General features: G+C 66.4%; 23 protein-coding genes. 12 read left to right on the forward strand and 11 right to left on the reverse strand.

All coding sequences use genetic code 11. The annotated features are described in order from the left end of the window. Positions 1 to 60 (forward strand): IS3 family transposase (locus FHR94_RS20155; RefSeq protein ID WP_143748604.1); only part of this gene is annotated, 60 nt, incomplete at its 5' end. 99 nt (positions 61 to 159) lie between these two features. On the opposite strand, the gene FHR94_RS16090 is transcribed toward FHR94_RS20155, so the two are convergent. The 5 genes from FHR94_RS16090 to FHR94_RS16110 all read right to left on the reverse strand — a co-directional run bounded on the left by FHR94_RS16090 (position 160) and on the right by FHR94_RS16110 (position 6,376). Continuing rightward, on the reverse strand, positions 160 to 1,788 hold the full coding sequence (locus FHR94_RS16090) for a thiamine pyrophosphate-binding protein (protein WP_183327148.1): 1,629 nt from the start codon (positions 1,786 to 1,788) through the stop codon (positions 160 to 162). A gap of 258 nt (positions 1,789 to 2,046) precedes the next feature. Continuing rightward, positions 2,047 to 3,897 (reverse strand): translational GTPase TypA, encoded by a 1,851-nt coding sequence (gene typA, locus FHR94_RS16095; protein WP_183327150.1) that lies wholly within the window; start codon positions 3,895 to 3,897, stop codon positions 2,047 to 2,049. A 141-nt stretch (positions 3,898 to 4,038) separates the two neighbouring features. Beyond that, on the reverse strand, positions 4,039 to 5,214 hold the full coding sequence (locus FHR94_RS16100) for an endonuclease/exonuclease/phosphatase family protein (protein ID WP_183327152.1): 1,176 nt from the start codon (positions 5,212 to 5,214) through the stop codon (positions 4,039 to 4,041). Positions 5,215 to 5,363: 149 nt separating this feature from the next. After that, a complete protein-coding gene (locus FHR94_RS16105) occupies positions 5,364 to 5,897 on the reverse strand; it encodes a glycosyltransferase (RefSeq protein ID WP_183327154.1) in 534 nt (177 codons plus the stop codon). A 173-nt stretch (positions 5,898 to 6,070) separates the two neighbouring features. Then, on the reverse strand, positions 6,071 to 6,376 hold the full coding sequence (locus tag FHR94_RS16110; RefSeq protein ID WP_183327156.1) for a hypothetical protein: 306 nt from the start codon (positions 6,374 to 6,376) through the stop codon (positions 6,071 to 6,073). A 67-nt stretch (positions 6,377 to 6,443) separates the two neighbouring features. Here FHR94_RS16110 and glnA point away from each other — a divergent pair, with 67 nt between their 5' ends. From glnA to FHR94_RS16145, 7 genes are all read left to right on the forward strand, one after another. Beyond that, positions 6,444 to 7,850, forward strand: coding sequence for a glutamate--ammonia ligase (glnA, locus tag FHR94_RS16115; protein WP_183327158.1), 1,407 nt, complete (start codon positions 6,444 to 6,446; stop codon positions 7,848 to 7,850). Positions 7,851 to 8,122: 272 nt separating this feature from the next. Then, entirely contained in the window at positions 8,123 to 8,698 is a 576-nt protein-coding gene (locus FHR94_RS16120; protein ID WP_183327160.1) for a DUF4124 domain-containing protein, read from the forward strand. Positions 8,699 to 8,767: 69 nt separating this feature from the next. Beyond that, positions 8,768 to 8,950 (forward strand): hypothetical protein, encoded by a 183-nt coding sequence (locus FHR94_RS16125; protein WP_183327162.1) that lies wholly within the window; start codon positions 8,768 to 8,770, stop codon positions 8,948 to 8,950. Between the two features lie 163 nt (positions 8,951 to 9,113). Next, positions 9,114 to 10,160 carry a nitrogen regulation protein NR(II) gene (gene glnL / locus FHR94_RS16130; RefSeq protein WP_183327164.1) on the forward strand — a complete coding sequence of 349 codons (1,047 nt, stop codon included), beginning with the start codon at positions 9,114 to 9,116 and terminating at the stop codon, positions 10,158 to 10,160. After that, on the forward strand, positions 10,153 to 11,565 hold the full coding sequence (gene glnG / locus FHR94_RS16135) for a nitrogen regulation protein NR(I) (RefSeq protein ID WP_183327166.1): 1,413 nt from the start codon (positions 10,153 to 10,155) through the stop codon (positions 11,563 to 11,565). The genes glnL and glnG overlap by 8 nt, the downstream gene beginning before the upstream one ends. A gap of 75 nt (positions 11,566 to 11,640) precedes the next feature. Next, on the forward strand, positions 11,641 to 12,990 hold the full coding sequence (locus FHR94_RS16140; protein WP_183327168.1) for a deoxyguanosinetriphosphate triphosphohydrolase: 1,350 nt from the start codon (positions 11,641 to 11,643) through the stop codon (positions 12,988 to 12,990). A gap of 29 nt (positions 12,991 to 13,019) precedes the next feature. Next, positions 13,020 to 13,835 (forward strand): ribonuclease T2 family protein, encoded by an 816-nt coding sequence (locus tag FHR94_RS16145; protein WP_343064677.1) that lies wholly within the window; start codon positions 13,020 to 13,022, stop codon positions 13,833 to 13,835. 15 nt (positions 13,836 to 13,850) lie between these two features. On the opposite strand, the gene FHR94_RS16150 is transcribed toward FHR94_RS16145, so the two are convergent. After that, positions 13,851 to 14,762: a nuclease-related domain-containing protein gene (locus FHR94_RS16150; protein WP_183327170.1), complete on the reverse strand. Its 912-nt coding sequence runs from the start codon at positions 14,760 to 14,762 to the stop codon at positions 13,851 to 13,853. A gap of 99 nt (positions 14,763 to 14,861) precedes the next feature. Here FHR94_RS16150 and FHR94_RS16155 point away from each other — a divergent pair, with 99 nt between their 5' ends. Beyond that, positions 14,862 to 15,740, forward strand: coding sequence for an NAD-dependent protein deacetylase (locus FHR94_RS16155; RefSeq protein WP_183327172.1), 879 nt, complete (start codon positions 14,862 to 14,864; stop codon positions 15,738 to 15,740). On the opposite strand, the gene FHR94_RS16160 is transcribed toward FHR94_RS16155, so the two are convergent. Further along, positions 15,721 to 16,095, reverse strand: a complete 375-nt coding sequence (locus FHR94_RS16160) for a translation initiation factor Sui1 (protein WP_183327257.1) — start codon at positions 16,093 to 16,095, stop codon at positions 15,721 to 15,723. The two genes, FHR94_RS16155 and FHR94_RS16160, sit on opposite strands and share 20 nt — an antisense overlap. Positions 16,096 to 16,355: 260 nt before the next feature. Here FHR94_RS16160 and FHR94_RS16165 point away from each other — a divergent pair, with 260 nt between their 5' ends. Next, positions 16,356 to 16,739, forward strand: a complete 384-nt coding sequence (locus FHR94_RS16165) for a DUF6394 family protein (RefSeq protein WP_183327174.1) — start codon at positions 16,356 to 16,358, stop codon at positions 16,737 to 16,739. A 64-nt stretch (positions 16,740 to 16,803) separates the two neighbouring features. After that, on the forward strand, positions 16,804 to 18,564 hold the full coding sequence (locus tag FHR94_RS16170) for an NAD-binding protein (RefSeq protein WP_183327176.1): 1,761 nt from the start codon (positions 16,804 to 16,806) through the stop codon (positions 18,562 to 18,564). 135 nt (positions 18,565 to 18,699) lie between these two features. Here FHR94_RS16170 and FHR94_RS16175 read toward each other — a convergent pair whose 3' ends face one another. The 3 genes from FHR94_RS16175 to FHR94_RS16185 all read right to left on the reverse strand — a co-directional run bounded on the left by FHR94_RS16175 (position 18,700) and on the right by FHR94_RS16185 (position 21,185). After that, positions 18,700 to 19,386 carry an HAD family hydrolase gene (locus FHR94_RS16175; RefSeq protein WP_183327178.1) on the reverse strand — a complete coding sequence of 229 codons (687 nt, stop codon included), beginning with the start codon at positions 19,384 to 19,386 and terminating at the stop codon, positions 18,700 to 18,702. Between the two features lie 149 nt (positions 19,387 to 19,535). Continuing rightward, the gene (locus tag FHR94_RS16180) at positions 19,536 to 20,567 is read right to left on the reverse strand and encodes a sodium:calcium antiporter (protein ID WP_343064678.1); all 1,032 of its coding nucleotides are present in this window, start codon (positions 20,565 to 20,567) and stop codon (positions 19,536 to 19,538) included. 45 nt (positions 20,568 to 20,612) lie between these two features. Continuing rightward, entirely contained in the window at positions 20,613 to 21,185 is a 573-nt protein-coding gene (locus FHR94_RS16185) for a COG4315 family predicted lipoprotein (RefSeq protein WP_183327180.1), read from the reverse strand. Positions 21,186 to 21,334: 149 nt separating this feature from the next. Between FHR94_RS16185 and FHR94_RS16190 the strand changes: the two genes are divergently transcribed. Then, on the forward strand, positions 21,335 to 21,625 hold the full coding sequence (locus FHR94_RS16190; RefSeq protein WP_183327182.1) for a DUF4235 domain-containing protein: 291 nt from the start codon (positions 21,335 to 21,337) through the stop codon (positions 21,623 to 21,625). A 94-nt stretch (positions 21,626 to 21,719) separates the two neighbouring features. On the opposite strand, the gene FHR94_RS16195 is transcribed toward FHR94_RS16190, so the two are convergent. Next, the gene (locus FHR94_RS16195; RefSeq protein ID WP_246390014.1) at positions 21,720 to 22,001 is read right to left on the reverse strand and encodes a hypothetical protein; all 282 of its coding nucleotides are present in this window, start codon (positions 21,999 to 22,001) and stop codon (positions 21,720 to 21,722) included. Positions 22,002 to 22,185: the final 184 nt, after the last annotated feature.

Genomic DNA, 22,185 nt, shown 5'->3' on the forward strand with positions numbered 1-22,185 from the left:
CAGAGACTAAAAGGCCTGAGCCCCGTGCAATACAGGACTCAGGCCATGGCCGCCGGTTAAGAGAACTAACCGTCCAACGATTGGGGGTCAGTTCAGAAAGCGGGCTCTGGAGGGGCGCTTAGCCCGCATAGGGTATCAGTGTTGCGAGTTAGGCCTGCTTCAGATCCGCATCCGTGGAACATCGTAGGGATCGAGTGGGAGCTCGATCAGCAGCGGGCGGTCACGTGTTTCGATCGCCGCAATCGCAGCCTCGAGTTCCTCGGCTGATTGCACGCGAATCCCCTCGCCACCAAGGGCTGTGGCGACATCGGCGAAAGAGGGCCATTTGAATTGCGACAGGCCCGGATCCATGTCGCGATCCAGGAACTGGATATGCTCGGCGCCGTAGGCACTGTCGTTGCAGACGATGACGATCAGGTTGAGGCCGAGACGGACGGCCGCGTTGAACTCGTTCACCCCGCCCATCATGAACCCGCCGTCGCCGGTGAACAGCACGACCGGCCGGTCCGGGGCGGCGAGGGCGGCGCCGATCGCCTCCTGCAGGCCGAGGCCGATCGCGCCGAAATTCGCCGTCACCAGGAAACTGCGCGGATCGGAAACGGAGATACGGCACCAGACCTCGGTCATGAAGCGGCCGGCGTCGGTGGTCAGGATGCGGTCCTTCGGCAGTGCCTCTTCCAGCCGGTCGAGTGCATGGATGTAATTGACGCAGCCTGCCGGAGCCTTGTCAGCCTGTCCCGGCGAATGGGCGGTGAGCGTCGCCGCGTCCAGCTCCTCGGTGAAGCCGCTCGGCTCGATCTCGGCCTCGTCAAGCCAGTAGACGATGTTGTCGGCGGTCAGCCCCGCATCGGCCACTAGTGCCGCATCGGGGTGGTAATTGCGTCCAATCGCGGCGGGGTCGTCGTTGATCTGCACGACGCGTTTGCCCTCCATCAGCTTGCCGCGGTCGGTAGTGAAGTAGTGCAGGCTCGCGCCGAAGGCGATCACGCAGTCGGCCTTGGCGATCACATCATAGGCCGCATCCGTGCTGAGCGTGCCGAAGATATCCATATTGCCGGGGTGGCCATTGAACAGGCCCTTGGCCTTGAGCGTGGTCGCGAGCGGCGCCTGCAGCCGGTCGGCCAGGCGGATCAGCTTGTCGCGGGCGCCGGTCGCGCCGGCCCCGGCCAGGATGACCGGGCGTCGGGCGGAGGCGATCATGCCGATCGCCTCATCGAGGTCGTCGCCTTCAGGCACATAGGCCGGGGTGGTGAAGACCGGATACACGACCTTCTGGTGCGAAGCCTCCTCCCACATGAACTCGACTGGCATATTCAGCACGATGGGGCGTCTTTCGACACGGGCGCGGTGGAAGGCGTTGGCGACATCCTCCGCCGCAGTCTGCGCAGAGCGCATCTGTTCAAATCCTGCCCCGGTCACCGTGACCACTTCGCGCTGGTCGATGCTCTGCAGGTGTTGGGGGTTCATCACCGGGGTGTCGCCGCATAGCAGAACCATCGGGATGTTGCCGCGGGCTCCCTCGGTCAGTGCGGTGACGCAGTTGGTCAGGCCTGGTCCATGCGTCACCGTTGCCACGCCGACCTGGCCCGAGACATGGGTATAGGCCAGCGCCATCAGGATCGAGCTGCCCTCGAAGGCGGCGGGGACAAATGTACCTCCGCACGATCGCACATAGTGATCGACCATGAAGAGGTTCGCGTCACCCATCAGGCCGAACAATGTATCGACGCCGTGGTCCAGAATGGATTGCGCAATCGATTGGTAGGCGTAGGTTTTTTCGTCAGACATGTGCAGTGACCATTGCTATTGCCTGCTGGCAGGTCGGCAGATCGGCCCGACGCAGGATTTTCGTTATCGCGGTTGTCCGCCTTCTCCGCGACCATGTTCAGGCCAGAGCCGGCAACCGTCAAGTAGCCCGCCACCCGAGCCCGATATCACTGCTGCTCCGCTTGCCAGCATGGATTGTCTCAAGGACGTCGGTAGCCATGGCCTCGGTCATGCCGCGTGACGGGTGGGCATGCTTATTTCGCGATCGGTGGGGGTGTCTTATTTCTTGCTGGCGCGCTTGCGCTCGTTCTCGGTGAGGTGCTTCTTGCGCAGTCGGATATGGTGGGGGGTGATCTCGACGAGCTCGTCGTCGTCGAGGAACTCGATGGCCTGCTCGAGGCTGAACTTCACCGGCGGGGTCAGCACGATGTTCTCGTCGTTGCCCGAGGCGCGCATGTTGTCGAGCTTCTTGCCCTTGGTGGGGTTGACCACCATGTCGTTGGCGCGGTTGTTGATGCCCACCAGCATGCCTTCGTAGACCTCGGTGCCGTGGTCGATGATCAGCTTGCCGCGCTCCTGCAGGGCGTAGAGGGCATAGGCAAGGGCCTTGCCGGACACCATGGAGACCAGCACCCCGTTGCGACGTTCGATGGCGGCGTCGGGACGCAGCGGACCGTAGTGGTCGAAGCGGCTGGTGAGGATGCCGGTGCCGGAGGTCAGGGTCAAAAACTGACCCCGGAAGCCGATCAGCCCGCGGGCGGGGATGATGAAGTCCAGGCGCACGCGACCCTTGCCGTCGGGGTTCATGTTGGTCATCTCGCCCTTGCGGTAGCCGAGCTCCTCCATGATGGCCCCTTGGTGCTGCTCCTCGCAGTCGATGATCACCTCCTCGTACGGCTCCTGCTTCTCGCCGTCGATCTCGCGGATGATCACCTCGGGGCGGCCCACGGCCAGCTCGAAGCCTTCGCGACGCATGGTTTCGATCAGCACCGAGAGGTGCAGCTCGCCGCGGCCGGAGACGATGAACTTCTCGGGGGTCTCGCCCTGCTCGACGCGCAGGGCGACGTTGTGGATCAGCTCTTGGTCGAGGCGGTCCTTAATATTGCGGCTGGTGACGAACTTGCCGTCTTTGCCGGCGAAGGGCGAGTCGTTGACCTGGAAGGTCATGGAGACAGTCGGTTCGTCCACCGACAGTGGCGGCAATGCCGCCACGGCAGCCGGGTCGCACAGGGTGTCGGAGATGGCCAGGTTGTCGATGCCGGTGATACAGACGATGTCGCCGGCGGTGGCCTGCTCGGTCTGCACCCGCTCGAGCCCTAGGTGGGTCATCACCTGGCCGATCTTGCCGCGGCGCTCCTTGCCTTCCTTGCTGACCACGACGACCTGCTGATTGGGTCTCACCGCCCCCCGGGTGATGCGGCCCAGGCCGATGACGCCCACGTAGCTCGAGTAGTCCAGCGCGGAGATCTGCATCTGGAAGGGGCCGTCGAGCTCGACCTTGGGCGGCTCGACGATATCGACGATGGCCTGGAACATGGGGGTCATGTCCTCGGCCAGCTCCTCCGGCTCGGGGCCGGCGATACCGTTGAGCGCCGAGCAGTAGATGATCGGGAAGTCGAGCTGCTCATCGGAGGCGCCCAGGTTGTCGAACAGGTCGAAGATCTGGTCGATGACCCAGTCGGGGCGGGCGCCCGGACGGTCGATCTTGTTGACCACCACGATGGGCTTCAAGCCCTGGTCGAAGGCCTTCTGGGTGACGAAGCGGGTCTGCGGCATGGGGCCGTCGACGGCGTCGACCAGCAGCAGCACCGAGTCGACCATCGACATCACGCGCTCGACCTCGCCGCCGAAGTCGGCGTGTCCGGGGGTGTCGACGATGTTGATGTGATAGTCCTGACCGTCGGGAGCCTGCCACTCGATCGCCGTATTCTTGGCCAGGATGGTGATGCCGCGTTCCTTCTCCTGGTCGTTGGAGTCCATGATGCGCTCCTGCCCCTCGGCCTTGCGGTCCAGTGTGCCGGACTGGCTGAGCAGCTTGTCGACCAGGGTGGTCTTGCCGTGGTCGACGTGAGCGATGATGGCGATGTTGCGAAGACTGCTGATATCTGTATGACTTGCGTTCGTGCTCATGAGGTGTGTCTCACCAATATAATATACGCACCTATGTACACGTTTTGTTAAGTACCCTAGGCGCGGGGCAGGGATGTAGGCGGCGCATTGTACAGACTGCCCGCGCCTGGGAGTAGCGGATATTGTGTGTACGCCCCTGCGCTAGGGGGGCGACCCCTTCGACCCTGGCCCCCCTTGACCCGCCTGCGTCGAGCTGACGCCGTGTTCGGCGGCGTCTTCGGCACCCTCTTCGACCATCTCCCGGGCCTGCTGCTGCTCCTCGGCGGAGGCCTTCGGCTTCGCGTGGTCCTTCCTCGCGACGGCGAGGGTGGCGGTGACGGCGAAGTGGTCGGAGCCGAGCACCCTCACCCGGCTCAGGTCGACCAGATGGAAGCCATCGGAGACGAACAGGTGGTCGATCGGGTATCGCCACAGCGGCCGCTTCGCGTGGTAGGTGCTCAACAGCCGTCGGCCGCGGCGGGGATCCTTCAGGTCGCTCAGATCGGCGAACAGCCGAGTGCTGTCGGACCACGCGACGTCATTGAAGTCCCCGGTGACGATCCAGCGGTTGTCTGAGTCTCTCCGGATGTGGCGGGCAACGAGCATCAGCTCCGCGTCGCGGACCCGGCTGTCCCGCCGCTCGGTCGTCTCGTCGTTGTGGGCGATCCGGTCCCGGAGCCCCGGCGGGACGGGGTGGGTGCCGACGTAGCGTACCGGCCCGATACCCGGCACGTCCACGGTCGCGAAGATCGACGGCCGGCGCTCGGAGACCAGGTGCTTGACCTCCTGCTCCAGCAGCGGGAATCGCGACCAGAGCACGATCCCCAACCCCTCGCTGCGGACCTCCCCAACCCGATGTGCGTAGTGCTGGTCCAGCGGTGCCAGCCCCTCGGCCCATGCGCGATCGACCTCGATCAGCAGCAGGAGGTCCGGGTCCTCCCGTCGGACCATCGCCAGTACCTCGGGGTAGCGGTCGTTGGTGTAGGTGACATTCGCGCTCAGCACTTTCAGGGTCGTCCGGGCCCCGCCGGGCTGAATCTCGGCGGCGGGGACCTCGGTTGACCAGGCCGGCGTGAACGGCAGGATGTGCGACAGCTGCCAGGCCCCCGTCGCGAGGATCACCGCCACCCACGCCGCGTGCTCTGGCCGCGGCCGATTCCACCACGCATGCACCGCCAGCAGCACCAGTGGCACGACCAGCGCCCAAGCCAGCTGAAGCCGCGGGAACTCCCACAGCCGGGCCCACCACTGACCGCTGGGGATCATCGGCAGTACGCTCACCACCACCATCAGCAGCGTCAGCACGCGGGTGGTCCAGAGGAGGAGCTTTGCAGCCATGGCACCTCATCAATCGCGCGGCAGCGGCGACCGGCGCAGCCCCGGTCGTACTGGTGTCGACCGCCGCGCCGCTGCCCCAACACGCCGAAGCAAACGCATCATCAATATAAACCGTCTTGTGTCCGGCGACAGCCGGCGGTTTCACGTGTTCACTTGGCCAGGGTATGGATCCGGGCGTGGCAGGCGTGCAGGCGGGCGATCAGGTCGGGCAGGGCGTGCTCGTCGAGAGTGGTGTCGAAACCGCCGATGCGCTCGAGCCAGCTCCGCTCCACCGCCAGGGTACCGGCCTGCTGATGACCCAGCAGGTGGTTGAGCAGCCTCAGCGCTTGCGGCAGGGGCCGGGTCAGGACCACAGCCTCCAGGGTCTGGTCGGCCAGGCCCTCGACCAGTTCGCTCAACCAGCCGGCCGGCAGGCGCTCCGGGGCCATGGGAAACACCATCACCGTTCCCTGGGCGAGGCTCAAGGCGGCGTTCAGGCGACTACCCAGCGGTCCGGGCTCGCAGTCGGTGAAGCGCGCCCCATGACGACTGGCCATCACCGGAAGGCGCGGATCACTGGTGTCATCCACCAGCAGCAGCTCCGAACGATGCGGGCACTGCCGTGCAGCCTGGCGCAGGGCGTCGAGCTGACGGGGGAGTCGAGCCCCCGAGGTGCGGGCGTCCATGACCAGGCTGATGAACATGAGGGAAGGCGGACTCCGATGCTGGGTGAGCGGGCACTACCCGACGCCGGGCGCGCAGCGGCGGACCAGGCGTGTAAAGAAGCGTAGTGTTCAGTATGAATAAGTTTCCATCATCGGCCAGGATGAAAATGCCCCATCGGGTCATCCAACTCGGGACCATACCACGGCATCAGCTAATCTAAGTGATCGCTTAAGTGAAAAGCGTGGCGATATCCTGGTGCATTGTCGTGGTGCAGGGTGGCGTTTTTTGCACATAAAGGGTGCAAAAAAGGAATGAGATGGCCGAACAGGACATGATCGTTGATCCTCTTCGGCAATGTCTCTTCAGAGAGGAATGTTTTTTTATTGATATATATCAATGATTTAATATTTTTTATGCCAGTATGGTGCAATCCTGGCATGCTCCCTGCTTTCTTTTGGGCAGCGCCATGTTCGTGCATGGCGGTCGTGGGCAGTAAGCCTGCGGCGTGATACAACACTCGCTGGCCTGACCGGCACCGTACATCATCCTTATGTTACCGAGCCAAACTCACAGTGGAGGACACCATGTCTGCCAAGACGCTCGCCCTGATCGAAGAACACGATGTGAAGTGGGTAGACCTGCGCTTCACCGATACCCGCGGCAAGGAACAGCACGTCACCATCCCGGCTCGTGACGTCGACGAAGAGTTCTTCGAGAATGGTCAGATGTTCGATGGCTCCTCCATCTCCGGCTGGAAGGGCATCAACGAGTCCGACATGATCCTGCGCCCCGAAGACGGTACCGCCTTCCTCGACCCCTTCACCGAGGATGCCACCCTGGTGCTGCGCTGCGATATCATCGAGCCGGCCACCATGCAGGGCTATGAGCGTGACCCGCGCTCCATTGCCAAGCGTGCCGAGGCCTACCTGCAGTCCAGCGGCCTGGGCGACACCGCCTTCTTCGGTCCCGAGCCCGAGTTCTTCATCTTCGACGAGGTGCACTGGAAGGCCGATATCGAAGGCGCCATGTACAAGATCACCTCCGAGGAAGGTGCCTGGTCCACCGATCGTCAGCTCGAGGGCGGCAACCTAGGCCACCGCCCGCGCGTCAAGGGCGGCTATTTCCCGGTGCCGCCGGTGGACAGCTTCCATGACCTGCGCGGTGCCATGTGCAACACCCTGGAAGCCATCGGCCAGAGCGTGGAAGTGCACCACCATGAGGTGTCCAACGCCGGCCAGAACGAGATCGGCGTGAAGTTCAACACCCTGGTCAAGAAGGCCGATGAGCTCCAGGAGATGAAGTACGTGGTCCACAACGTGGCTCACGCCTATGGTAAGACCGCCACCTTCATGCCCAAGCCGCTGGTGGGCGATAACGGTAGCGGCATGCACGTCCACCAGTCGTTCTGGAAGGAAGGGCAGAACCAGTTCGCGGGTGACGAGTACGCGGGTCTGTCCGAGATGGCGCTGTACTACATCGGTGGCATCATCAAGCACGCCCGTGCCCTGAACGCCTTCGCCAACGCCTCCACCAACTCCTACAAGCGCCTGGTCCCTGGCTTCGAGGCGCCGGTGATGCTGGCCTACAGCGCCCGCAACCGTTCCGCGTCCCTGCGTATTCCCTATACCGCGAGCCCCAAGGGCAAGCGTGTCGAGCTGCGCTTCCCGGACCCGACCGCCAACCCCTACCTGTGCTTTGCGGCGATGCTGATGGCCGGCATCGACGGCATCAAGAACAAGATCCACCCCGGCGACGCCATGGATAAGAACCTCTATGACCTGCCGCCGGAAGAGGGCAAGTCCATCCCGACCGTTGCCGCGAGCCTCGACCAGGCCCTGGAGGCGCTGGACGCCGATCGCGGTTTCCTCACCGAGGGGGGCGTCTTTACCGACGAGATGATCGATGCCTATATCGAACTGCTCGGCGAGGATGTGGAGCGCCTGCGCATGACCACGCACCCGGTCGAGTTCGACATGTACTACAGCTGCTGATCCTGCCCGGGACCTCGTCCCGGGGCCACGTCAGCTCAGGAGGTCCGCCCATGGCGGGCCTCCTGTCTTTGGGGCTGCCCTTGCCTCTGCGGCCTTGCCTGGGGCATTCATGCCAGCGTCACGACGCCCGGCTAGGCCGGTGTTGCGGTCAGGTGTGGCGGGGGCGCCGTATGCCCGTTCCTCGCGCGGGGCTTCTGGGCTAGGCTTATCCTATCCGGCAGTGGCCGCCGACCGGGCGTCGCTGCTCCCCTCCGACAAGGCAGGAACGCGGCATGGATAAGCGATGCATGGTGCTGGTGGCGGGGCTGGCGTTGGGTCTGTCGTCGGCGCAGGCCCAGACCATCTATCGGACCACCGACGCCCAAGGCAATGTGGTGTTCACCGACAACCCGGCGCGTGGCGGCGAAGAGGTTCAGCTCGAGCCACTCACCGTGGTGCCTAGCCCCGAGGCCACGACCCTGGCCCCGCCGGAGCGTGGCGACGGCGAGGTGGCCCGTTCTTCCCCCGGCCAGCCATTCATGCCCTATGATCGCTTCGGCATCATTGCGCCGGATGACGAGTCGACCCTGCCTACCGGTGCCGCCGGCAACGTCCAGGTGCAACTCGGCATCCGGCCGGCACTGCGCGACGATCATCGGGTGCGGCTGCTTCTCGACGGTCGCATCAGCCAGTCGGCCATGCATACCGATACCTTCCTGCTCAACAACCTGAACCGCGGGGAACACACCCTGCAGGCCGAACTGCTGGATGCCAGTGGGGCCGTACGCCACCGCACCGAGCCGGTGACCCTCTATGTGCAGCGGGCCAGCGTCAACCTGCCCCAGAACCCCAACAACCCGGCCAATTAGCTGCCCCCGCGCCGGACACCCCGGCCGCGGTGTCCGGACGGCTCTTTCAGGCCCTGTCATCCGCCCCCGGTGCGCGATGACGGGGGCTTCAATGCCTTCGACCATGCCGACCGGGTGAAGGAAGGCAGCGCCCTCGAGTACGCCGAGCGGCTGCAGAACGGCGACGGCCTGCGCGACGAGGGCGATCGTGATCGCCAGGAACGCCAGCATCGCCCCCGCCTGCGCCATCATCGGAATCCCGACGCGCCCTGAGCCGCCTTGCCGGTGTGCGTGCCCCTGCCTGGTGCACTAAAATGGTGCAAAGCTTCCGCACCGATCCACCCTGTCGCGCCGCCCTGCCGCGCCTCGCTGAAGTGGCGCGCTTCTTGCACCACTTTATGGCCAGTCTTCGACCGATTCTTGCCGGGAACGCACCATGTATCAACGCTTGATGGAACATCTCACTACTGCCGTGCTGCTGCTGGATGACGAGCTGCGCCTGCGTTGGATGAACCCGGCGGCCGAAGCATTGCTGGCGATCAGTCTGACCCGGGTACGGGGACAGCCCCTGCCCGCGCTGGTGAGCCATGACAACGCCCTCGGCGAGCTGTTGGGCAAGGCCCGCGACGAGTTCCATCCCTTTACCCAGCGGGAGGCTCGCTTCACGCTGTCGACCGGCGAGCTGCTAACCGTGGACTACACGGTGACGCCGCTGACCGTCAATGAGCTGCTGATGGAGGTGGAGCCCCGCGACCGGCTGCTGCGGATCTCCCGCGAGGAGGCGCTGCAGACCCGTCAGGAGACCATCAAGGTGCTGGCCCGGGGCCTGGCCCATGAAGTCAAGAACCCGCTGGGTGGCATCCGCGGGGCCGCCCAGCTGCTGGAGCGTGATCTCGAGGATCCCCAGCTGACCGAGTTCACCCGCATCATCATCGAGGAGGTCGACCGGCTACGCGACCTGGTGGACTCGATGCTGGGCCCCAACCGGGTCAGTCACCAGGAACCGATGAACATCCACAAGGTGCTGGAACGGGTTCGCTCGCTGCTGACCGTCGAGCAGCCCGAGGTGAGGATCGCGCGTGACTACGACCCCAGCCTGCCGGACCTGATCGGCGACGAGTCGCAGATGATCCAGGCCATCCTCAACGTGGCCCGCAACGCCGTGGAGGCGATGACCGAGACCACCACCGCCTCGCCACGCCTGGTACTGCGCACCCGGGCGCGGCGTCAGTTCACCCTGGGCGCCGAGCGCCACCGGCTGGTCTGCGAGGTGACGATCATCGATAACGGGCCGGGGATTCCCGTCGCCCTGCGCGAGACCCTCTTCTATCCCATGGTCTCCGGCCGCGCCGAGGGCAGCGGCCTGGGGCTCTCCATCGCCCAGTCGATCCTGCACCAGCACCAGGGACTGATCGAGTGCGATTCCGAGCCCGGCCACACCGAATTCCGCCTGCTGATACCGCTGGAGAAGCGCCATGACTGATGTCGCCCGCGTCATGATCGTCGACGATGACCGCGCCATTCGCTGGGTGCTGGAGCGCGCCTTGGCCCAGCCCGACCTGGAGATCGAGACCATCGAGCGGGCCGACCGCGTGCTCGACCGCCTGCTTGAGAACCCGCCGGATGTGCTGGTCACCGATATCCGCATGCCGGGCATCGATGGTCTGGATCTGCTGGCCCGGGTCCAGGAGGTTCATCCCGACCTGCCGGTGATCGTGATGACCGCTCACTCCGACCTGGACAGCGCCGTGGCGTCCTACCAGGGCGGGGCCTTCGAGTACCTGCCCAAACCCTTCGACGTGGATGAGGCCCTGGCGCTGGTACGCCGTGCGGTGGCCCATGCCCGGGAGCGCCAACGCCCGGTCAGCGTGCCCGAGGGGCTCGATGCCGAGATCATCGGCGAGGCGCCGGCCATGCAGGAGGTGTTTCGTGCCATCGGCCGGCTGTCGCATTCCCATATCACGGTGCTGATCAATGGCCAGTCGGGGACCGGCAAGGAGCGGGTGGCCCGGGCCCTTCACCAGCACAGCCCGCGGGCCGGCAAGCCCTTTATCGCGCTGAACATGGCGGCGATTCCTCGCGACCTGATCGAATCCGAGCTATTCGGCCACGAGAAAGGCGCCTTCACCGGCGCCACGGCGCAGCGCCAGGGGCGCTTCGAGCAGGCCAACGGCGGCACCCTGTTTCTCGACGAGATCGGCGACATGCCCGCTGAGACCCAGACCCGCCTGCTGCGGGTGCTGGCCGATGGTGAGTTCTACCGGGTGGGCGGCCATACCTCGGTGAAGGTCGACGTGCGGATCATCGCCGCCACCCACCAGAACCTGGAAACACTGGTGGAAGACGGGCGCTTTCGCGAGGATCTGTTCCATCGCCTCAACGTCATTCGCATCCACCTGCCGACCCTGGCCGAGCGCCGCGAGGACATCCCGCGCCTGGCACGTCACTTCCTCGCCGAAGCCGCCAAGGAGCTGGCCACCGACGTCAAGGTGCTGACGGCCGATGCCGAGGCGCACCTCACGCGCCTGGCCTGGCCGGGGAACGTGCGCCAGCTTGAGAACACCTGCCGCTGGCTGACGGTGATGGCCTCCGGCCGCGAGGTGCTGATCGAGGACCTGCCGCAGGAGTTGCGCGAGGTGGACAGCGCCGAGGCGGTGGCCGGCGACTGGCGCAGCGCCTTCCGCGACTGGGCCGATCGGGCGCTGGACGCGGGCCACACTCATCTGCTCGAGGAGGCGGTGCCGGATTTCGAACGCATCCTCATCGAAACGGCACTCAAGCACACCGGTGGGCGCAAGGGCGAGGCCGCCGAACTCCTGGGCTGGGGGCGCAATACCCTGACCCGCAAGCTCAAGACGCTATTGCCCGCGCTGGCCGAAGGGGAGTGAGGCCCAGCAACCTGTCCGGCGCTGGATAGCCGTGGCTCCCGGGGGCAGAATGGGGGGTTCAAGGAGAGGACGCCCATGATGCAGATGAGCTGGGAGCGGCTGCTCGATCCGGGCCGGCTTCACGATACCCGCGACGGCCGTGAGGGCGGTCGCGACGAGATCGGGCGCAGCCCCTTCCACAAGGACCACGACCGGATCGTCTTTGCCGGCTCCTTCCGTCGCCTGGGGCGCAAGACCCAGGTGCACCCGCTGACCGACAACGACCATATCCATACCCGGTTGACCCACTCGCTGGAGGTGGGCTGCGTTGGCCGTTCGCTGGGCATGAGCGTCGGCGAGCTGCTGCGGCCACGGCTGCCGGCCTGGATCACGCCCGCCGATCTCGGCGTCATCGTCCAGGCGGCCTGCCTGGGGCACGATATCGGCAACCCACCGTTCGGCCATGCCGGGGAATATGCCATTCGCGACTGGTTCAAGCGCGCCGAGGCGGACGGCCATGGCTTTCTCGAGGGGCTCTCGGCCCTCGAGCGCGAGGACCTGCTGACCTACGAGGGCAATGCCCAGGGGTTTCGTATCGTCACCCAGATCGAGTACAACCAGTTCCGCGGCGGGATGCGCCTCACCACGGCCACCCTGGGCACGCTGCTCAAGTACCCCTGGACGGTGGCCCATGGCGGGAGCGCCGGCAAGTACGGTTGCTACCAGAGTGAGGCGGGGCTGCTCGGTGAGGTCGCCGAGCACTTGGGCCTGCTGGCTCGGGGGCCGGGCCGCTGGTGCCGGCACCCACTGGCCTGGCTGGTGGAGGCCGCCGACGACATCTGCTACGCCCTGCTCGACCTGGAGGATGGCCTGGAGATGGGCATCCTGCGCTTCGATGAGGTGGCCGAGATCCTGACCCAGATCGCCGGCGGTGAGCCGGCCGACTATGCCGCCATGCAGGCCGGCGGGGTCTCCCAGCGGCGGCGCATCGCCGCCCTGCGGGGCGCGGCCATGGAGCGGGCGGTTAACGACGTGGGCCGAGTGTTCGTGCAGCACGAGGCGGCGCTGCTCGGCGGCACCCTGGAGCGCGACCTGCTGGAGCTCTGCCACCCGGATCTGGACTGGGGGGTGAAGGCCGCCAAGCAGCTGGCCCGCCAGCGTATCTTTCAGAACGAGCGCAAGGCCAAGCTGGAGATCGGCGCCTACACGACGCTGGGCATCCTGCTCGAGGCCTTCATCGGCGCCGCCTTCGAGCTGCACCATCACGGGCGCTCGAGCTTCAAGCACCAGCGGGTGTTGGCGCTGATCGGCGAGAATACCCCGCGTCCCTCCTGGTCGCTCTACGACAGCTACCGGCGCATGCTCGACTTCATCGGTGGCATGACCGACCACTATGCCGTGGACCTGGCCCAGGAGATGGGCGGGCGCCTGCGGGGCGAGCGCTAGGGATCATCGCAGGAGGAGGAAGAGCCGTGGTGGCAGCAGGCGATGAGCGCCGACGGGGATGGCGCGCGGCAAGGGGCCTTGCAGCGCTGTGGCTGGCCGTGGCGTGGCTGCTGGGCGGGGCCGGCCTGGCTAGCGCCGAGCCTTCCCTGGAGCGGCTGGAGCGCGACGGCTTCGCCCACTATACCCTGGCGTTGACCTGGCACCCGGGCTTCTGTGAGAGCCGTAGCCGACCGCCACGGGAGTGCCGGGAGCCGGCCCTGCGCCACGGGGCCGAGGAGGGGTTCGTGCTGCATGGCCTGTGGCCGTCGTTGCCGTCGCGGTTTCGGGGGCGAGGCACCGACCGGCGCCGCTGGTGGCGGGAAGGCTGCTTCCTCGAGCAGCCCCAGCCCGACGGGGGCTTCTGTCGGGCCCATCCGCCCCTCGCGCTATCGAAGGCACTGGGCGAGGCCCTGGACGCGGCCATGCCGGGGCGGGCCAGCTGCCTGGACCGCTACCAGTTCGCCAAGCATGCCGCCTGCCTGTCGCTGCCCGAGACGGACTACTTCGCCGCCGCGGTGACCCTAGTCGAGCGGGTCAACGCCAGTGCCTTCGTCGACTACCTGATGATCCACCGGGGCGGGGAGGTGGCGCGCAACGACCTGATCCATGCCTTCGAGGCGGCCTTCGGCACGGGGACCGGGCGGGCGCTGCGCCTGGAGTGCGGCGGGCGTGGCCATCGCCTGCTCACCGAGATACGCCTCGGCATCGACGCCGAGGCGCTCGGTGACTTCCCGGCCGCCGACAGCCTGGTGCGGCTGGGGCGCGGCCGCTGCGCCGGCCGGGTGCGCATCGCGGACTTCGATTGAGCCGGTTGGCGCGCCTCAGATCTCGGGGGCGGCGAGAGACATACTCTGCATCAGCGAGGCCCGCTGGTGAAGGGCCGCGATCACCGCATCGTGGGTGGCCTTATCGAGGCGTCCCGGCCGGCAGGCGGCGAGCCGCCGCGCCAGGGCCTCGCCGCTGACCACCAGCAGGTCACCTTCGGTTTCGCCTTCCTCGACGTCCCAGCCGGGTAGCGCCAGCACCCCCTTCACCGGCACCGGCCGCCCGACCTGCGCCTCCAGCCACTCGGCCAGCCAACGGGTGACCTGACGGGTCTTGCGCTGGGGCTGGCGCTCGCTCCAGCCAGGAAAGCGCAGCCGCTCCGGCTCCACGGTGACCCGGGCGATCTCGCGGCCGTCGGGGCCGATGGCCGGCGTGCGGGCGCGGGTCTCGACCACGAACACCCCATGGGGCGTGACGGCCACGTGATCGAGGGTGGCGGTGTCGCCGGGCAGGTCGTGGAAGACAACGTAGGGGTGGGCCTCGGGGCGGATCAGACGTTCCAACTCCTGGCCCACGGCCAGCTCGCAGGCCAGGCCCAGCTTGAGGCGGCGGATGCGCTGGAAGTCGCGGATCAACCGCAGGCAGAACAGCAGCACCAGCAGGGTGCTCAGGGCCCCGTAGAGGGCCCACTCGAGCCAGTCATGACGGCTCGAGAACAGCATCCGGCCCATGCCGTAGACCAGTGGGGCCAGGGTGACGATGGGGCCCAGTGCCCCGTTGAGGAAGAGCCCGGCAAAGGCGCGATCGAGGCGATCACGCAGGGCCTGGCCCGGTTCGCGCAGGCGGTGGGCATCAAAGGGCGAGCGCACCCGGGCATCGTGCAGGTGGCGCAGGACCAGCACGATCACGGCGGTCGCGGCGAGGGGAAACAAAAAGATCAGGGGAAGCAGGTATTCCAGCCAGGCCATCGGCAGTCCTTGCCCTCAGGGAGACCGGCCTATTCTAGACAACCCGGCCCCCTGGGGGCCATGCTCTTTGGTCGTGTGGCGTTCGGCGAGGAGCAGGGCATGCAGCAGGCTGAGACCGCAATGGAGCACGACCTGGGGGCCCTGGCGGCCTTCATCACCGCCCATCCGCGGCTGGCGGTGCTCACCGGGGCGGGCGTGAGTACCGCCAGCGGGATCCCCGACTACCGTGACGACCGAGGGGACTGGAAGCGTCCACCGCCCATGCAGCACCAGGTGTTCATGGCAAGCCACGCGGCGCGCCAGCGCTACTGGGCCCGGGCGCTGATCGGCTTTCGAACCTTGCAGGAAGCGGCGCCCAACCCGGCTCACCGGGCCCTGGCGCGGCTCGAGGCGCTGGGACACGTCACCGGGGTCATCACCCAGAACGTCGACGGCCTGCACCAGCGGGCCGGCTCGCGACGGGTCATCGACCTCCACGGGCGGGCCGATGTGGTGCGCTGCATGGGCTGTGGCGCGCGGCGCCGGCGCGACGCCCTGCATGCCGACCTCGAGGCCCGCAACCCCACCTGGCTGGCCGCTCGGGCCGAGGTGGGGCCCGACGGCGACGCCGACCTAGAGACCAACTTCTCCACCTTTCGGGTGCCGACCTGCATGCGCTGCGGCGACGGCATCTGGAAGCCCGATGTGGTGTTCTTCGGCGACAGCGTGCCGCGCGCGGTGGTGGAGGACGCCTTCGCGCTGTTGGCCGACAGCGATGCCCTGTTGGTGGTGGGCTCCTCGCTGATGGTGTTCTCGGGCTATCGCTTCGCGCGTGCCGCGGCACGCCATGGCCAGCCGATCGCCTGTCTGAACCGGGGGCGCACCCGGGCCGATGACCTCTATACGTTCAAGGTCCAGGCCCCGGCGGAGGCCCTGGGAACGCTGTGCGAGAGGCTGGAGGCCGGGGACGGCGCAGCGCTCAGCCGCCGGCCAGCTTGACCGTGTAGCCACGAGACTCGAGTTCGGCCTTGAGCAGCTCGCGTTGGTCGCCCTGGATCTCGATCACCCCTGCCTTGAGAGCGCCACCGGTGCCACAGCGCTTCTTGAGGGCCTTGGCCAGGATCTTGAGGTCGTCGGCCTTGAGTGGCACGCCCTCGACCAGGGTCACCCCCTTGCCCTTGCGTCCCTTGGTCTCGCGGCGCAGCCGCACGATGCCGTCCAGGCCCGCCAGGCGAGCCTCCTCGGCCGCCTCGGCGCAGCGGCAGTCAGCGATGGGGTAGCCACAGTCGGGGCACAGGTCGCCGTGCTCGGTGGAGTAGACCAGGCCACTGAGCTGGTCCTTGAGGGATGCCATGTCGGCCTCCTCGCGTTCGTAGAGTGTCCGGGCGATGATAGCCTCGCCATCGGTGGTCTGCATCCGCGGCAGCTGTCCGCAGGTGGTGTGGCGGGAGGGGCTGGCCGGTGTCGGTCAGGCTGGACGACATCACCTCGGCGAGCCCGGGACACGCCGGATGCCGAAATCCAGTCGCTACCCGGGCCCATCACGGCGTGGCGTTCGCGGTCACCGAAGGCTCATGCCTATACTGACGGCGCGTCCCGGTCAGGAGCAGGCCCGTGAATCTCGAACGCGTCGTATTCGGCTTTTTTATCGTCCTTACCCTGAGCCTCAATTACGCGTTCGTCGCGGGTGGTCTCGAGGCACCCGCCCACCACAATGTCTGGATTCTTACGCTCGCCATCATCGTCAATCTGGTCGCGATCGGCCTGAAACTGGGGGATCGCTCGCAGACCGGGGCGTTGCTGCTGGCGTCCGGCCTGGTTGCCGGCCTGCTGCTGATCACGGCGCGCGTTGTCTGGATCGTCGCAGAACCCGGTGGCGGGGGGGGACTGAGGCCTGAAGACATGGCCGATATCGTCTCGATCGCAACGGGAGCGCTGGTCGCGAACATTGTCGCGGCGGTGATCCTGGTGGGCGATACGCTGCTCTCGCGGCGCTAGCACGGCGCGGACCGGTTCAGCATGGCGGCCGCGATCGGGGACAGGCAGAAGGAGGGGTGAACGCGTGACGCAGACCTCCGATCTCGATCGTGTGGCGATGATCGTCCTGCGCTATATGCGCCGGCCGCTGTTCGCGCTGCTGTTCGTGTATTCGGTGGGCATCATGGGCATGGCCCTGGTGCCAGGCCGGGTCGTCGATGGTGAGACGACGTACATGAATCTCTTCCACGCCTTCTATTTCTTTACCTACACGGCGACCACGACCGGTTTCGGCGAACTGCCGGATGGCTTCAGTGACGAGCAGCGCCTGTGGACCATCTTCTGCCTTTATACCGGCGTCATCGCGTGGTTCTATGCGATCGGATCCCTGATTAGCCTGGTTCAGAATCCCCATTTCATACAGGCCATGGATAGGTTCCGGTTCGCGCGCAAGGTCGAACGCAACGTGGCACCTTTCGTCATCCTTTGCGGTTTCGGCGATACCGGCAGTCTGCTGGCTCGGGGCCTGAGCGATCACTATATGCGCGCTGTGATACTCGATTCCGACCCGGAACGTATCAAGGCACTGGGCGTGCGCGATTATACGGTCGCGATGCCGGGACTGCATGCGGACGCCAGCGCGCCGAAACACCTCCTGGCCGCGGGTGTCGAACACCCCGCCTGCCGGGCCTTGGTCGCGCTGACGAACGATGACAACGCCAATCTCAAGATCGTGGTGATGGCACGGCACCTGAATCCACGGCTCCGGGTCATCTGTCGTTCGACCTCGGCCCGTCACGAGGCCAATCTGCGCGCGCTGGACAATGTCACGGTCGTCAACCCGTTCGAGATCTTCGCCCAACTCCTCTACTGGGCGATCGCACGCCCCCAGTTGCACAACCTCAATGCGTGGTTCGTGGGGGCACGCGGCGTCCAACTCGGGGTACCGGTACAGGTTCCGCGGGGCAACTGGATTCTGTGCGGGTACGGACGGATGGGGCACTGCATCCATCGCTATCTCCAGGCCCATGGCGTCGGCGTACGTATTATCGATCCGGAAGTGGACGCCAAAGGGGCGGGAGACGATACGGTCATGGTCCAGGCACACGCCGATCATTCGGCCTTGATGACCGCGGGGATTGACGACGCGGCCGGGGTCGTCGCCGCGACGAATCGCGATTCCGACAATCTCAGTACGCTGTTGGCGGTGACGGAGCTCAATCCGGAGGCGTTCCGTATCGTGCGTCAGAACAGTCATGAGAATCAGGTCGCGTTCGATGCCGCACGCGCCGACCTGGTCCTCCAGCACAGCCTGACAACAGCGCGCCGGATCCTGAAGCTGCTGATCTCGCCTCTCGTCCAGGAGCTGATCGACTGGCTCGCGGAACGCGAACCAGCCCTGACGAAAGAACTGGTAGCCCGTCTGCAGGCGGCCGTGGGCGCGGAACCTCCCCACCTGTGGTCGGTCAAGCTGGTCCCGGGCGAAGCGCCGGCGGTGATCGAATACCTGGATGCCGGGGGGGCCTTGGCGTTGGAGGCGCTGTGTCGCGATGCGCGCTCCTTCCCGGAAGGGCTCCCCTGCGAAGCACTCGCCGTTCGCCGGGCGGGGCAATCGATCATGTTGCCGGACAAGGATTTTTCGCTTGGCGTCGGCGACGAGGTTCTCTTCTGCGGTGTCCATCGGGCAGAGCCGTTGCTGCAGGCAACCCTCCATAACCCCTATACGCTTCGGTATGTCGTAACGGGGGTCGATGAACCGCGCGGGTACGTGTTCGCATGGCTTGCAGACAGGCTGACGCGTCATCGAAGCGAGCATAAGTCGAACGGTCGTCGGCCCCGGCCATGACATCATCGGCCGCGTGAGCGCGACGGGCTCCTAGGGCATGAGTCTGGCAATGCCCCCGCATCATCCTCGGCGTGTCCAGCGGCTTCGGGCGAGACACGAGATACCTGGCTTGGGGACTTGTCAGGACCAGGAAGATCAGGCCTGGGAGGTCGCCAGGGCGCGGGTGGCTTCCAGCCGCGAGATGACGGTAGGTAGCTGGAACATGCTGCTGATCATGATGGCCCCCTCCGGGGTCTCCTCCGCATCCGGGAAGCGGTTGAGATGGATCACCGTCATGCCGGCGGCCAGGGCGGCCTGCACACCGACCAAGGCGTCATCGATGGCCACACACTCCTCGGGCGAATAGCCCATTCCGGCGGCGGCATAGCGATAGAGGCAGGGGTCGGGTTTCCAGCAATTGGCGGTGTAGGCACTGAACAGGTGGTCACCGAACACCTCCGACAGGCCGGTGGCCTCAAGCGAGGTGCGGATCTTGTTTTCCGGGCCGTTGGAGACCACCCCCAAGGGGTGACTGGCCAGGGCCGCGAGGGCCTCGGTGGCCCCGTTGATGGGCGTGAGCTCGATGGCCAGGCGGCGGTTGAGGTTGGCGCGCATGTCGCGTTCCAGCACCTCGAGCCGGTCCGGGTCGACCTCGCCATGTCGGCTCTCCAGTTCGGCGACGATGCGTCGGAAGCGTGCCCCGCGAAACTCTCCCATATAGTCACTGGCCTGAAAAGGCAGACCCGCGGCGGTCAGACTGGTCTCCATCTCGGCGGCGAGCAGGGGCTCGCTGTCGACCAGGGTGCCGTCGCAATCGAACAGCAGGCAGAGGGGGCGTGGCATCACCGGACCTCACGATACGGTCATCAGGATATAATGTCAGTCTTGCAGAACCCGAAGCGTCCTGGCCATCATTAAAGCCCAGTTTCCTTACTTTGTGAACAGTGTTTTCCTAGTGGCGGGCCCGCAACCTTCTTCCTCCCTCCTTTTCCTCATCCCTCGCCGGTCATCAGCAGTACCAGGGCGCCGGCCAGGTAACAGGCCATGATGCCCACGCTCTCGAAGCCGATATGGGCGGGGCCGTGGCGTTCGCGGTGGAGCATGCCCACCAGCAGGATGCCGGTCATCAGCAGCGACAGGGCCACCCATAGCGAGACCGAGTCGGGGATGGCGTGATAGATGGAGCCGCCCCGATAGGCGATGTCCGAGGCAGCCACGAACAGGGTGTCGAAGGCGTTGCCGCCGATGATGCCGGCCACGGCCAGGGTCAGGGCGCCGCGGCGTACCGCCGCGATCGAGGTGACCAGTTCCGGCAGCGAGGTGACCACCGCGGTCATCAGGGCCCCGACCACCGACTGTCCGAGCCCCGTCTCGACGGCGATGACCGCGGCACTGCGCTCGAGCAGCCAGCCGCTGACGCCAAGCAGCGCCGCCAGTCCGATGAAGATCAGCCAGAGGGGCGCTGCCGGACGTTCCCTGGCCCCGGCTTCGGGCACGTCGGGCTGGGTGTCGCGAGTCTGGGCGGGACGCCACATGGGGTCATCGCGGCTACGGTCTGCCAGGCGCAGGCCGAACAGGTAGACGATCACCAGCAGCGGGGTGACCGGATGTACCTGCCAGAGGGTCCACTCTGGAGCGAAGCGTCCCACCAGCACCAGCGCCAGCAGGCAGAGCAGCAAACCGCCCTGGAGCAGGTTGCCGAGGGAGGCGGCGGCATGCTCCAGGTTGGCCCGCCGATGGAGGATGTCGGCGATGGTCAGAAACAGGGTCTGGACCGCGATGCCGCCCAGGGCATTGCTCATCGCCAGGGTCGGTCGGTCGGCCAGCGCCGCCGAGACCGACACCACCAGGCCCGCCAGCGACGTGGCCATGCCCAGCAGCACGGCGCCGGCGATGGCCTCGCCCAGCCCGGTGCGATCCGCCAGGTCGTCGACGATCCCGGTCAGGCGAGTTCCCACGACGCCGATGACCAGGGCGCAGCCGCCAAACAGCAGCAGCGCGGCCCACAGCGGCAAGGTGCTCACCGCCAGGCGCCTGTGGGTATCAGGCGAGCCTCGGGGTCGGGCGCGTCAGGGGGAGGGATTCTTGCGCTCCCCTTGCTCGATCTTCTCGCCGTCGGGAGACAGCAGATACCACTCGGCCCCCAGGTGGATGACATCCTGGCCGAGGGCATCCCCGGCCGCCTTGTCGCCGCTGAAGTAATAGAGTGGCCAGCCTGCATAGGTCACCTGCCGGGTGCCGTCCTCGCGCGTGATAGTGCCCAACTTGTCGGCATCGACGTGCTTACCGGCCTCGGGTGGCTGCTTCGACGCATAGGGCGGCCAGGCGATGGCACAGGTCTGGTCGCAGAGGCTGTTCTGCCCATGCCGTTCGTCCTTCTCGAACAGGTAAAGGCTCATGCCGTCCTGGTCGGTGAGATAGCGCCCGAAGGGGGCCTGCTCGCGGGTTTCCAGCCGGGCCTGCTCGACAGGGTCGGGCCGGCTCTGCAGGTCCTTCGTCGCGGCCTGTGGGCTCTGGCCCGCCACGCCTGCGGCGTCTCCGTCCATGCCGGATGTCTGTGCGGTGACCATAGTCGGCAGCAGGGCGGCCACGCCGAGCATCAGGGTTGCTGCCAGGCAGCGTGGTAGCGTACTTGCTGTCATCTCGACCTCCCCCGGGTGAATACGCTTTCACTCTAGGTAGCTCGGGCGGCAGGTTTCAAGGCGCTTGTTGGGCTAGCATGAAGCGCAGACGGTGAAGAACGGGACGACTCTCCGCCCGACCAGTCACTTCGAGGATGGCGAGGCAGATGATGAAACAGGAGACCCTCTGGGCCCTGGCGAGCTCCGCGGCAGCGGTGGCCGCCGGGGTGATGGCCCGAAAGGGCGCGGCCAAGGTGTATCGTCGACAGGTAGGCGAGGCACCGCCGGCGAACCCTGCCGAGCCGGACGTTGGCTGGCGCCAGGCGCTGCTGTGGGGGGCAGCCACCGGTATCCTGATGGGCGTGGCCCGGGTCGTGGGACGTCGTGCCGGCAGCGAGGCCGTGCGCCGGACCGCCGGTTCGGGCCATCGACGGCGGGCCCTGCGGCGGCTGGGGCGATAATCCGGCCGGGGGTTGGGTGAGGTGGTGCCAAGGTCGGCACAGCGACGTGTGCTGAGTGAGACCAGGAAGAAAGCCTGGCCGGGCGCTGCAGGCCTCAGTGGTCGCGGGAGAGCCGGTGAGAGTTGGCCGTGGTGCGACGATGCAGGGGCCCCAGGGTGCGGCGACCCGTCACCCACCAAGGGGTGGGACGTCCATTCACCGCCCCGAGTATCGCCCGGTGTAGTTCGACACCGATCTCCAGGCTGGCTTCCAGCTTCTCGCTGACCATGCGCTGGTTTTCCTGCAGCATCCGGGGGCTGGCAGGGGAGAGGGTGTGCCAGAGCCGGTGCCGCATGGCGATCGTCTCAAGCGAGGTGGTCCATAACTCGAGGGCCATGGTGCTGACCCTCCACATATCGACCATCGCGGCGGGGGTGATCGGCACGCCGTGATAAAGCAGAGACGCTGGCAGCATGGGAAGGTACCGGAGCCGAGGGAGAGTAGGGGAAGCGTGCCGTGCACATGGCATGCTGTAGGCGGCAATGATACGTTGGCTTATGTTGCAATGCAACATAAGCATT

Source organism: Halomonas cerina (assembly GCF_014192215.1).
GTDB lineage: Bacteria > Pseudomonadota > Gammaproteobacteria > Pseudomonadales > Halomonadaceae > Halomonas > Halomonas cerina.